This window comes from Streptomyces sp. AC555_RSS877 (assembly GCF_019049245.1).
Taxonomy (GTDB): Bacteria; Actinomycetota; Actinomycetes; order Streptomycetales; family Streptomycetaceae; genus Streptomyces.
Genome location: NZ_JAGMUK010000183.1, coordinates 1 through 10,966 on the forward strand (window position 1 = coordinate 1; position 10,966 = coordinate 10,966).

9 protein-coding genes are annotated in these 10,966 nt (G+C 72.7%); 6 read left to right on the forward strand and 3 right to left on the reverse strand.

Annotation, left to right across the window (positions count from 1 at the left end; genetic code table 11):
- Nucleotides 1–341, reverse strand: a 341-nt coding sequence (locus KUM49_RS40320) for an alpha/beta hydrolase (RefSeq protein ID WP_217241906.1), incomplete at its 3' end; no start/stop codon positions are given.
- 159 nt (nucleotides 342–500) lie between these two features.
- Here KUM49_RS40320 and KUM49_RS40325 point away from each other — a divergent pair.
- A complete protein-coding gene (locus tag KUM49_RS40325; protein WP_217241907.1) occupies nucleotides 501–983 on the forward strand; it encodes a MarR family winged helix-turn-helix transcriptional regulator in 483 nt (160 codons plus the stop codon).
- 33 nt (nucleotides 984–1,016) lie between these two features.
- Here KUM49_RS40325 and KUM49_RS40330 read toward each other — a convergent pair whose 3' ends face one another.
- Nucleotides 1,017–3,329 carry an ABC transporter permease gene (locus KUM49_RS40330; protein ID WP_217241908.1) on the reverse strand — a complete coding sequence of 771 codons (2,313 nt, stop codon included), beginning with the start codon at nucleotides 3,327–3,329 and terminating at the stop codon, nucleotides 1,017–1,019.
- Nucleotides 3,326–4,033: an ABC transporter ATP-binding protein gene (locus KUM49_RS40335; protein ID WP_217241909.1), complete on the reverse strand. Its 708-nt coding sequence runs from the start codon at nucleotides 4,031–4,033 to the stop codon at nucleotides 3,326–3,328. Before KUM49_RS40335 ends, KUM49_RS40330 begins: the two co-directional genes overlap by 4 nt.
- A 160-nt stretch (nucleotides 4,034–4,193) precedes the next feature.
- On the opposite strand from KUM49_RS40335, the gene KUM49_RS40340 reads away from it, so the two are divergent.
- From KUM49_RS40340 to KUM49_RS50470, 5 genes are all read left to right on the forward strand, one after another.
- Nucleotides 4,194–5,051, forward strand: a complete 858-nt coding sequence (locus KUM49_RS40340) for a sensor histidine kinase (protein ID WP_374200265.1) — start codon at nucleotides 4,194–4,196, stop codon at nucleotides 5,049–5,051.
- Nucleotides 5,048–5,731, forward strand: a complete 684-nt coding sequence (locus KUM49_RS40345) for a response regulator transcription factor (protein ID WP_217241911.1) — start codon at nucleotides 5,048–5,050, stop codon at nucleotides 5,729–5,731. Before KUM49_RS40340 ends, KUM49_RS40345 begins: the two co-directional genes overlap by 4 nt.
- A gap of 49 nt (nucleotides 5,732–5,780) precedes the next feature.
- The gene (locus KUM49_RS40350; protein ID WP_217241912.1) at nucleotides 5,781–7,475 is read left to right on the forward strand and encodes a DapH/DapD/GlmU-related protein; all 1,695 of its coding nucleotides are present in this window, start codon (nucleotides 5,781–5,783) and stop codon (nucleotides 7,473–7,475) included.
- Nucleotides 7,476–7,649: 174 nt separating this feature from the next.
- Nucleotides 7,650–8,708, forward strand: a complete 1,059-nt coding sequence (locus KUM49_RS40355) for an NAD-dependent epimerase/dehydratase family protein (RefSeq protein WP_217241913.1) — start codon at nucleotides 7,650–7,652, stop codon at nucleotides 8,706–8,708.
- 342 nt (nucleotides 8,709–9,050) lie between these two features.
- Nucleotides 9,051–10,928: an NlpC/P60 family protein gene (locus KUM49_RS50470; protein ID WP_308406974.1), complete on the forward strand. Its 1,878-nt coding sequence runs from the start codon at nucleotides 9,051–9,053 to the stop codon at nucleotides 10,926–10,928.
- The last annotated feature ends 38 nt before the right edge of the window (nucleotides 10,929–10,966 follow it).

Consider the following 10,966-nt stretch of genomic DNA (forward strand, 5'->3'; position numbering starts at 1 on the left):
ACCACGGCGGCCCCCGCGCCCACGGCGAGTTCGCGCACCAGCCGGTCGTGGGTGTGGGCGTTGCCGAACACCCAGCCCGCGCCGTGGATGTAGATGATGACCGGCAGGGCGCCGGAGGCACCGGCGGGCTTGACGATCCGCGCCCGGACACTGCCCGTCGGACCGCCCTGGACGGTGATCCACTCCTCGTCGGTCTCCGGCTTGCCGATCTCACCGGACTGCACCTCGTCGACCGCCTTGCGGCCCTCCGCGGGCGGGAGGTCGAAGAGGTACGGCGGATTCGCGGTCGCCTCGACGAAGGCCTGGGCGGCGGGCTCGAGGACCGGGCGGGTTTCGGTCATGGCGATCTCCTCGGATCGGGTGCCGCGGGCAGGCTCCGGCGGGAGGATCCCGGCCCGGAGAGGCGGCATACAGGGAGAGTAGCGCTCGATTCAGTCGTGCACAACTAATTAGGGCGCGATATTATCGACTGGACTTCAACGCTAGGGTGGTGCGAACAGATGACCAGCACAGGAATCAGGAGCCGACCCGTGAGCACAGCCCCCGAACCGGCCGACGGGTCGCTGCTCCTGGACGACCAGCTCTGCTTCGCGCTGTACGCCGCCTCCCGTGCGGTCACCGCGCGCTACCGGCCGCTGCTGGACGAGCTGGGCCTGACCTATCCGCAGTACCTGGTCATGCTCGTGCTGTGGGAGCAGGACTCGATATCGGTACGTGAGCTGGGCGCCTCGCTCCAGCTGGAGTCCAGCACCCTCTCCCCCCTGCTGAAGCGCCTGGAGGCGAACGGCCTGCTGCACCGCGAGCGGCGGGCGGACGACGAGCGCTCGGTCGCCATCCGCCTCAGCGACGCAGGAGCCCGGCTCCGGGACCGCGCGGGTACGGTGCCGCTCGCCATCGGCGACGCCATGGGCCTGACCCCGGAGCAGGACGCCCTGGCCAAGCAACTGCTCCGCCTGCTCACCTCGAACGTCGCCGCCGACTGAGTTTCCGAGACGCGGGGCGGAGCAGCCGGCCGCCTACTCGTTGTGCAGCACCTCGGCGACCGTCAGCCGTGCCGCTCCGCGCGCCGGGACGTACGCACCCAGGACGGCGATCGCCACACCCGCCGGGGCCAGGGCGAGCAGCGCGGGCGCCTGCCACACGTCCGTCATGTACGAAGGCAGGGTGATGTCCACGGCCTCCGCCATCCGCGGGACGACCAGCTCATGGCCGAGCATGCCCAGCGGTACGCCGACCACGGTCCCGAGGGCGCCGAGCATCGCCATCGAGGTCACCGTCATCGCCGTGACCTGCCGTGGCGTCATGCCGATGGACTTGAGCATGCCGAGGTCGCGTCGGCGGTCGCGGGTGTTGAGGACGACCGTGTTGAAGACGCCGAGGGAGGCGACCACGGCGAGCATCACCGTGAGGGCCGTCGCAGAGCCGACGATGGTCTGCGTGACGGTGTTGGCGCCGACCGGGTCCGGCCGGATCCCGGGGTCGGCGGCCCGGGCCGCGCGGGCGTAGGCGGCCGCGTCGGCTCCCTCGCGTAGTTTGACGTGGTAGGCGATGGGCTTCTCCTGGGGAGCCAGGGCGGTCAGCGTCGACTGGTCGGTGACGACGAGTCGACGGTCGTTGTGCATGTACTCCCCCACGATCGCCAGCGTCCGGTACCGGTCGCCCTTCTCCAGACGGACGCGGTCGCCGACCCGCAGGTCGTTGTGGCGCAGGAAGGCCGAGCCGGCGACGATCTCGCCGCTCCGGTGCATCCACCGGCCGTCGGTCAGGACGCTGTCCAGCTGTGGCCGGTCGCCCCGGCGGCCTTCGAGCATCACCTCCTGCGCGGAGCCGGCCATGCGCACCTCGACGTCCGCCCGCGCGGTGACCTCGCCGGCACCGGGCAAGGACCGCAGCAGTGACTGGAGTTCGGCGTCGGTGTGCGTCGGCCGGATCTCCTTGCCGTCCTTGTACGTGCCGACGTACACCGTGACCTGGAAGGCGTCGCGGCCCGCCTCGCCGAACCTCGTCATCGACGCGGCCAGGCCGGTCGCGAAGGTCACGGTGGTCACGCCCAGGACGACTGCGGCGAGGGTGAGGGCACTGCGCCCGGGCCGGGCGAACGGCAGCCCGACGCCCAGGCTCACCGAGCGCGGCAGCCTGCTGCCCGCCAGCCGCCGCTGGATGCCCAGGGCGCGCCCTGCGCGCGGGGCGCTGCCCGCGCTGATCGCCCGCGCCGCGGGCAGCCGGTGCGCGCGGGCCGCCGGGGCGAGCGCGGCGAGGAGGCATACGCCGGGCATGCCGAGCAGGGCGAGGACGTTCACCCAGGGCGCGATGCCCACGCTGTCGTGGAACACCCCGGCGTCCGGCCCCGTGAAGACGAACTCGAAGAGGGGGCGGGCCACGAGGTTGCCGGCGACGGTGCCGAGGACACAGCCCGCGACCGCGGGGACGGAGATCATCGTGAGGTACACGGCGAGCACCTGTCCCGAGGTGAAGCCGAGGGCCTTGAGGATGCCGATGTGCCGGAAGCCGGAGATCACCGCGCCGCTGACGACGTTGGCGACGATGAGCACCGCCACCACGATGCCGAGGATGCCGAAGGCCATCAGGTAGGGCGTGTACGCGCGGGCCGAACCGCCGATCTGCTGCTTGAGGGTGAGGTACGACTGCGAGGTGGTCAGCGCGCCCGGCGGCAGCCCGTCGGTGACGGCGGCCAGGCTCGCGCGGAGCCGGTCCTGCGAGGAGGCGTCCGTGAAGCGGAAGAGCATCTGCGTGGCGGTGGGGTGCAGGGCCGCGATCTGCTCGGGGGCGACCCAGGCGTCCGCGGTCCGGCCGAGGTCGAAGGCGAACCCGACGACGGTGAGGTCCGGGCCCGAGGGCACCCGGAGCTTCTTGCCGAGGTCGTCGGCGGTCCAGTCGGACTGCCGGTTCAGGACCACCTCGCCCGGCCCGGTGGCCCAGCGCCCCGCCCACAGGTCCAGCCGGCCCACCGGGCCCGCCGGGTCGTCCCGGCCCACGACGGTGAGGTCGGTGCCGAGGCCGAAGTCCATGGTCCCGCGCGGCAGTTCGACCGCGGCCTGGGCGAAGGGCCCGGCGGCGGCCTCGACGCCGGGTTGCCGGGCCGTCCGCGCCAGCTCCGCGTCCGAGACCCTGGCGGGATCGAAGGCGGCGGCGACATGCGCGCCGCGCTGCTTGCCGAAGGCCTTGTCGAAGGGGGCCGAGGCCGCGTCGACCAGGCCGAGCGCCACCACGATCGCCGCCGCCGAGGTCAGCGTGACCAGGGCGATGACGAGGGTCTGGAGTCTGCGCCGCCGCACCGCCGCGCGGGCGGCCCGCCACACCGCCCTCATGCGGACGGCTCCAGGGTGTGCTCGCCGGTGACCCGGCCGTCGGCGAACTCGACCAGCCGGCCGGCGCAACGCCGGGCGAGGTGTTCGTCGTGGGTCACCAGGATCAGGGTCTGGCCGATCTGGTTGAGGTCGAGGAGCAGGTCCATCACCTGCTCGCCGGCACGGCTGTCCAGGGCGCCGGTCGGCTCATCGGCCAGCAGCAGCGCCGGACGGTTCATCAAGGCCCGTGCCACCGCCACGCGTTGGCGCTCACCGCCGCTGAGCACCGCCGGGTAGGCGTTTCGGCGGTCCGCGATGCCGAGTTCTTCGAAAAGCTCCAGGGCGCGGCGGCGGGCCTGCCGGGCCGGGGTACCGGTCAGCTGCGCGGCCAGCGCGACGTTGTCGAGCGCCGACAGGTCGTCGACGAGGTTGAAGAACTGGAAGATCATGCCGATGCGGCGGCGCCGGTACAGGGCGAGGCCCTTCTCGCTCAACTCCCCCACGTTCTCGCCGTGGACGACGACCGTGCCGCCGGTCGGCCGGTCCAACCCGGCGATCATGTTGAGGAAGGTGGACTTCCCGCACCCCGAGGGCCCCATCACGGCGACCGACTCCCCCGCCCGGATCTCCAGCGACACTCCGTCCAGCGCGGTCGTCTCGCCGTACTCCTTGCGCACTCCGCCGAGTCGTACGACGGCCTCTCCCCTGTTCTCCCCAGTGATCATGTGCTCTCCTCAGTGATCATGCGGAAGACGCTACGGAGGGTACGGCGGCCTGAACATCCCTCCACGGATGGCACATCGGGCGCCCGTTCATCCTGGAGATGCAGGGCCCTGGATCCACAGGCTGATGCGGATCCCGTGCCGGTCTGCCAAGGTGATGCCCGTGGGGAACGGGGAGACGAACGCGCTGATGGCGGCGCTTGGGGTGGCGTGCGCGGCGGCCTTCGGGCTGGCGGTCGCGCTGTGGCGTACGCGGCGCCGGTGGCAGGCGGCGGTCGGGGAGCGCGGCTGGCTGCTGGAGCGGGAGCGGGAAAGCGCGGCGCAGGCGGCCGTCGCGGCCGAACGCGACCGTATCGCCCGGGAGTTGCACGACATCGTCAGCCACAACGTCAGCCTGATGGTGGTGCAGGCCGGGGCGGCCCGCGAGGTACTGGGCACGATGCCGGAGGAGGCCGAGGGGGCTCTGCGGGCGGTGGAGGACGCGGGACGAGGTGCGATGACCGATCTACGGCATCTGCTGGGGCTGTTGGCGCCGTCGGCGAGCGGCGAGGACGTGGATCCCGGCCCCGTCGGCGACGGCGGTGACCCGGTGGAGCTGGCTCCGCAGCCCGGCCTCGACCGGCTCGGTCCGCTCGTCGACCGGGTCTCCTTCGCCGGACTGCCCGTCGAGGTACGGATCGCCGGGGAACCGCGCCCGCTGCCGCAGGGCATCGACGTGACCGCGTACCGGATCGTCCAGGAGGCGCTGACCAACGCGCTCAGACACGGCGACGGCGGCAAGGCCGAGGTCACCGTACGGTACGCGGCCCACGCGCTGCGGGTGGAGGTGCTGAACACCGGCCCGAGCGTCCTGACCGGCGCGGCGCCCGCGCGGACGGCACCCCGGCACCGGGACGGCACGGGACGCGGACTGCTCGGCCTGCGCGAGCGGGTCGCGGTCTACGGCGGCGACCTGGACGCCCGGCGCCGGCTCGGCGGCGGCTACCGGGTCCGGGCGCGCATCCCCCTGGACCGCCCGTGACGACGGCCGAGCGGACACCCCGCGTGCTCATCGCCGACGACCAGAACCTGATCCGCACCGGCTTCCGGCTGATCCTGAACGCGCGGGGCATCGAGGTGGTCGGCGAGGCGGCCGACGGCGCCGAGGCGGTGGCCATGGCCCGCGAACTCGGCCCGGACGTCGTGCTGATGGACATCCGCATGCCGAACATGGACGGTCTGGAGGCCACGCGCCGCATCCTGGCACACGCCCCGCACTGCCGGGTGCTGATGCTGACCACCTTCGACCTGGACCGCTATGTCTACACCGCGCTGTCCGTCGGGGCCAGCGGCTTCCTGCTGAAGGACGTCACCCCGGAACACCTGGCGGCGGCCGTACGGCTGGTCGACACGGGTGACGCCCTGCTGGCCCCGTCCATCACCCGGCGCCTGGTGGAGCGCTTCGCCTCGCACGGCGACCGTCCCGGCGTGGCGCCCGCGGATCTCGCCGCCCTGACGCCTCGCGAACTGGAGGTCCTGACCCTGCTGGGCCGCGGCCTGTCCAACACCGAGCTCGCCGCCGAGCTGACCCTGAGCGAGGCCACGGTGAAGTCGCACGTGGCCCGCATCTTCGCCAAGCTGGCCCTGCGCGACCGCGCCCAGGCCGTCGTCCTGGCGTATGAGACGGGGCTGGTCAGGCCGGGTGGGCTGCCGGACCGGTGAGACTCACGAGCCCTTCCGGTGAGATACCGGGACGCTTAGCGTACGGCCCATGGATCACCAGGAGCCGTCCGTACGGCACTTCGACCACTGCCCCTGGCTGTTCGCGGCGGAGGCGACCGAGGAGCAGCGCCTCGCCCAGCGGAAACGGCAGCGGGCGATCGGCGGGGACGTCGAGATCGGCGAGCGGTGCTACGTCGCCGAGTCGGCTGCCGTGTTCCCGGACCGGCTGCGGCTCGGGGCCGGCTCGTACATCGCCGCCCACGCCTATGTCACCGGGGAGTTGGCCGCCGGCGCGGACTGCACGCTGAACCCGTTCACCACCGTGCGAGGTGCCGTGTCACTGGGTGACGGTGTACGGATCGGGGCCCACACCTCGCTGCTCGGCTTCAACCACTCCATGGACCCCGACCGGCCGGTCCACCGGCAACCGCTCACCAGCAGGGGGATCAAGGTCGGGGACGACGTGTGGATCGGCTCGCACGTGGTCGTGGTGGACGGCGTGACCCTCGGCGACCACTGTGTGATCGGCGCGGGAGCGGTCGTCACGAAGGACCTTCCGGCGTGGACGGTGGCCGCGGGGAATCCGGCCCGCCCGATCCGTGACCGCCGGGACACCGCGCCGGCCCCTGCGGGCGGCACGGATCTCAGCCGCATCGCCGACACCGCCCGCGCCCAGGCTCCCGACCTGCTGGCCCGCTGCTGGGACGGCGAGCGGTACGTCGACCGTCCCGGCGCCGCGCCCACCGTCCGGGCGCACTGCGACGCCGTGGAGATCGCCGACCTGCTGCTGGGCGCCGCCCCGGGGCAGTTGACGACCGACGAGCACAGCGGGCGCCTGGCCGCGCTCCAGGACCCGGCAACCGGGTTGGTGCCCGAGTTCGGCGCGTCCCTGCCGGACGACGGCTTTCCCAGCGAGGGAGCGGCGCTCTACCACGTCCTGTGCGTCGGCTACGCGCTGAACCTGCTGGGCGTGGCCCTCCCCCATCCGGTGCGCGGCGTCCAGCACATGACGGCCTCACAACTCGTCGCACGACTGGACGAGTTGCCCTGGCGGGACAACGCCTGGGGCGCCGGAGCCTGGATCGACGCCTGGGCCACGGCCGCCCACGGGAACCTGCGGCGCCCTCACGGCGGCGGAACGCAGCCCGGAGCGCTGGAGGCGCTGTTCGGCTGGCTGCTCACCCGCGCCGACCCCTGGACGGGGATGTGGGGCGTCCCCTCACCCGGCGCCGGGCGGTTGCAGGTGGTCAACGGCTACTACCGACTGACGCGCGGGTCGTTCGCCCAGTTCGGACTGCCCGTGCCACACCCGGAGCGGGTCGTGGACGCCGTCCTGGACCACGCCCGGGACACCCGGTACTTCGGGGCGGGCCAGGAGAACGCCTGCAATGTGCTGGACGTCGCCCACCCCTTGTGGCTGTGCACACGGCAGCTCGGGACGGGCTCCGGGGCCGCCGGCTACCGCACCGCCGAGATCCGCGCCTGGGCCGAGCGGCAGCTGGCCCTCGCCCTCCCCCGATGGCGGGACGGCCGTGGTTTCGGCTTCGGCCCGGGCACGGCGGGCCCGGGCCCGGAACCGGGCCTCCAGGGCACCGAGATGTGGCTGGCCATCATCTGGCTCCTGGCCGACCTGCTGGGCCGCTCCGACGAACTCGGCTACCACCCCCGCGGCATCCACCGGCCCGAGGCGGCCCGCAGAGGTGCCGAGGACCAGAGACACCCCGAGCAAGGGCCGCGGCTCTGACGCCGACAACAGGACAGAACACCCACCGCACACCCACATGCCCTCCCGGAGCCACCGACAACGATCACAACTCGGCCATTGATGTTCCCTTCCGGAAGGGCATGCCCGACTCTGGCCGGGGGCACGGATCGCGTGCCCCCGGGGGTACCGGTGAGCGGGACTGAGGAGTGAGGCGTGGGCAAAGGCGGGGCGACGGTCGTCGCGGTGACCGGCGGCAGTGGTTTTGTCGGCAGTCATCTGGTCCGACGGCTGTTGGAGCGTGGCTACGCGGTGCGCACCACCGTGCGGAGCCTCGCACACACGGTGAAGGTCAGGCCGCTGCGGGAGATGCAGGAGGAGTTCCCGGGCCTGCTGGACCTGTTCGAGGCGGACCTGCTGCGCGAGGGGTCCTTCGACGACGCGATCCGCGGCTGCCGGGTGGTCTTCCATGTGGCGTCGCCGTTCCTCATGCCGGAGAAGATCAAGGACGGCCGACGGGACATGGTGGACCCGGCCCTGCTCGGCACCCGCAACGTGCTGGCGAGCCTGGAGAGAACGCCGACGGTCGAGCGACTGGTCTTCACCTCCACCGTCGGCGCCATCTTCGGCGACTACGCCGACGTGCTGGCCATGGACGGCCAGGTGCTCTCGGAGAAGTACTTCAACACCACCAGCACGGTGCGGAACAACCCCTACCACTACGCGAAGACGGTCGCGGAACGCGCGGCGTGGGAGGCGGAGGCCGCCCAGGACCGCTGGCGCATGGTCTCCGTCAACCCCGGCCTGATCCTGGGCCCTTCCCTCTCCCCCGCGTCGGAGTCCGGCAGCCTCTTCCTGCTGGAGGAACTGTTCAAGGGCTACTTCTTCTACGGAGCACCGGACTTCGCCTTCACCACGGCCGACGTACGGGAGGTGGCCGACGCGCACATCGCGGCGGCCGAGAACCCCGACGCGAAAGGGCGTTACATCGTCGCGGCCGAGACGATGACGTCGTTCCACGAGATGTCCCGCATCATCCGGGCGCGGCACCCCCGTGCCGTGCGCCTGCCGCGCACCGCGCTCCCGCACTGGCCGGTGCGCGTCCTCGGCCCCGCCTTCGGCCTGACCCAGGAGTACATCCGGGCGCACCTCGGCATCCGCTTCCGGGTGGACAACAGCAGGAGCGTGCGCGAACTCGGCGTCAGCTACCGCCCGGTCGAGCAGACGGTGCTGGACCACTACGAGGCCTGGCAGGGGCAGCGGGCCGCGCGCTGACCGGCGTCGCGTCAGGGGCGCGACCCGGCCGGAACGGGTTCACGCACCGCCGCAGGTCCGTCGGAGGCCCGTCGGAGCAACACGACGAAGGTCACAGTTACGTATCGGGCATTTCACCCTTCAATCTTCACACCAGTCACACAAGTTGGTTAAGTTGGCCGCCTGACCGCACGACTTCCTTTGGCGAACCCCGCCGTGTCGCGCGTTTCTTGGTCGAGTCACCCTCTGACCGGGCCCACCAGCCGCTTCGGCTAGCGGAGTTCGGGCACGGGTTACGGAAGGAGTACGTCTTCCATGGCGCCGGAGCGAACCCCGCGACCCGGAGGGATCAATCTCCCGGGCATGCGCAACTCCGCACTCGCCACGGCGGCTCTCACCTCCGTGGCCCTCCTCTCCCAGACCGCGAGCGCCACTCCCGCGACCGGAGACGACGGACCGAGCCGCGAAGAGGTCCGGCAGCGGGTCGACAACCTCTACAACCGGGCCGAGAGCGACACCGGGACCTTCAACGCGACCCGCGCGGCGGCGATCCCCCGCCAACGCGCCGGTTCGCCCGCCGACACCGGGCGAGGGGGAGCGGCTCCGGTCACCGACCGCGGACGCGTCGACGCCCGGACCGACGACGCCCCGCGCAGGCAGGCCGATCCCGCCATCACCGACGTCGCCCGGCAGTGGTTCGACGTGGCACGGGCCAAGCTGGGGCCGACCGTTCCGGCAGCCCTTCCGACCGACCGGAGGCAGGCCCCACCGGCCGCCGCCCGTCCCGCGCGCCCGGTGGCCGCCCCCAGCATCCCCGCCCAGGCGGCAGCCGACCGCTCCGCCCCGGAGCTGACCGCCGGGTCCACACCGGCGCTGCCGTCCGCGCCGGTGGCGCAGTCGGACGCCGGGCAGCAGGCGGCTCCCAGGGCACTGCCCGCCGCCGCGGCCGAGTCGGGGCAGTCCTCGCTGCGGACCTCGAAGGAACGCATCCAGCGCCAACTCGTTACAGCTCGCGACCTGCTGACCACGCGCACCGCTCAGGCAGCCCAGCCGAGCACGTCGCTCACGGCGATCGAGTCCGGCCCGGCCGAGGACATATGGCCCGCCCCGGCCCCGGAGACCCGCCTCGACCCCGACCCGCTCTGGCAGCAACAGCAGCCGACCGCCACCAGCATGGCCGCGCCGCTCGCCACGGAAACGTCCCTCGTCATGGACTCGCCGCTCACCACGGGCACGTCCTTCGCCATGGAGACACCGCCGGCCACGGACCCGTTCACCGCCACGGGCGCACCCCTGACCCCGAACACATCCTTCGGCGCAGGCACGTCCTTCGACGCGGGAACGCCCTTCGCCATGGAAACGCCGCCGGCCACGGACCCGTTCACCGCCACGGGCGCACCCCTGACCCCGAACACATCCTTCGGCGCAGGCACGTCCTTCGACGCGGGAACGCCCTTCGCCATGGAAACGCCGCCGGCCACGGACCCGTTCACCGCCACGGCGACGCCTCCCCCCATGGGCGCTCAGCTCACCACCAACACACCCCTCGCCACGAACTCGCCCCTGGTGGACGCGTCGCCCTCCATGGACGCGTCCATCGCCATGGCGCCCCCCACCACGGCCGCTCCGCTCCCCCCGAACACGCCGCTGCCCTCGGACGCGTCCCTCACGTTCGCCACCCCCGCCGCCACGGCCGCACCCACCACCGCACAGCCGCCCTTCGGCACCACCGCGCCCTTCCCCACGACCGCGCCGTTCCAGACGGACGGCACCTCCGGCGCGGGCATCCCCCTCGCCCCCGCAGCACCGGCACCGGCATCGGCACTGGCACCGGCACCGGCACCGGTCGGTCTCACCCAGGCACCGGAAGCCCCGGCCCACGAACCCAAGGCCTCCCGCGCGCTCGCCTTCGCCCGCGCCCAGATCGGCAAGCCGTGCGTCTGGGGCGCGGCCGGCCCGGGGTCGTACGACAACGCCGGCCTCATCCAGGCCGCCTGGCGGGCCGCCGGCGTCGCCCTTCCTCGCGCCACACTCGCCCAGGCGGCCTCCGGCACGCTGGTGCCCCTTGCCGACACGCGCGTCGGCGACCTGGTCTTCTTCTACGACGACCTCAGCCACGTCGGCCTCTACATCGGCAACGGCACGATGATCCACGCGCCGGGCCCGGGGGCGTACATCCGCGAGGAATCCGTCTTCTACGCAGGGGAGTCGGCGATCCGCGGCGCAGTACGGCCCGCCTGAACGTCCGCAAGGACGCAGACGCAGGACGCAGGACCGGC

Bases quoted from the DNA above. Each gene is read 5' to 3' on its own strand.
- KUM49_RS40350 (WP_217241912.1), top strand. From the start codon at position 5,781: ATGGATCACCAGGAGCCGTCCGTACGGCACTTCGACCACTGCCCCTGG.
- KUM49_RS40330 (WP_217241908.1), bottom strand. From the start codon at position 3,329: ATGAGGGCGGTGTGGCGGGCCGCCCGCGCGGCGGTGCGGCGGCGCAGA.
- KUM49_RS50470 (WP_308406974.1), top strand. From the start codon at position 9,051: ATGCGCAACTCCGCACTCGCCACGGCGGCTCTCACCTCCGTGGCCCTC.
- KUM49_RS40325 (WP_217241907.1), top strand. From the start codon at position 501: ATGACCAGCACAGGAATCAGGAGCCGACCCGTGAGCACAGCCCCCGAA.
- KUM49_RS40335 (WP_217241909.1), bottom strand. From the start codon at position 4,033: ATGATCACTGGGGAGAACAGGGGAGAGGCCGTCGTACGACTCGGCGGA.